This is a genomic window from Streptococcus infantis (assembly GCF_047460875.1).
Classification (GTDB): Bacteria; Bacillota; Bacilli; order Lactobacillales; family Streptococcaceae; genus Streptococcus; species Streptococcus infantis_AA.
On record NZ_JASHFI010000029.1, the window covers coordinates 1 to 979 of the forward strand.

The 979-nt window shown below is 52.6% G+C and carries 1 protein-coding gene; it reads right to left on the reverse strand.

The features are described 5' to 3' along the window. On the reverse strand, positions 1-979 hold a 979-nt coding region (locus tag QM887_RS09900; protein WP_414271439.1), incomplete at both ends, for a hypothetical protein.

Consider the following 979-nt stretch of genomic DNA (forward strand, 5'->3'; position numbering starts at 1 on the left):
GTTGATGCTGAAGCACTTGCTACTGCACTTGTTGATGCTGAAGCACTTGCTACTGCACTAGTCGATGCTGAAGCACTTGCTACCGCACTTGTTGATGCTGAAGCTGAAGCTACCGCGCTAGTTGACGCTGAAGCTGAAGCTACCGCGCTTGTTGATGCTGAGGCACTTGCTACTGCACTTGTTGATGCTGAAGCTGAAGCGACCGCGCTTGTTGATGCTGAAGCTGAAGCGACCGCGCTTGTTGATGCTGAAGCTGAGGCTACTGCGCTTGTTGACGCTGAAGCTGAAGCTACTGCGCTAGTTGATGCTGAAGCACTTGCTACTGCACTTGTTGATGCTGAAGCTGAAGCTACCGCACTTGTTGATGCTGAAGCTGAGGCTACCGCACTGGTTGACGCTGAAGCTGAAGCGACCGCACTTGTTGATGCTGAAGCTGAGGCTACTGCGCTTGTTGATGCTGAAGCTGAGGCTACTGCGCTTGTTGACGCTGAAGCTGAAGCTACTGCGCTTGTTGATGCTGAAGCTGAAGCTACCGCGCTTGTTGATGCTGAGGCACTTGCTACTGCACTTGTTGATGCTGAAGCTGAAGCGACCGCGCTTGTTGATGCTGAAGCTGAAGCTACCGCGCTTGTTGATGCTGAGGCACTTGCTACCGCACTTGTTGATGCTGAAGCACTTGCTACTGCACTTGTTGATGCTGAAGCACTTGCTACTGCACTAGTCGATGCTGAAGCACTTGCTACCGCACTTGTTGATGCTGAAGCTGAAGCGACCGCGCTAGTTGACGCTGAAGCTGAAGCTACCGCGCTTGTTGATGCTGAAGCTGAAGCTACCGCGCTTGTTGATGCTGAGGCACTTGCTACCGCACTTGTTGATGCTGAAGCTGAAGCTACCGCACTTGTTGATGCTGAAGCACTTGCTACTGCGCTAGTTGACGCTGAAGCTGAAGCTACTGCACTGGTTGATGCTGAAGCTGAGG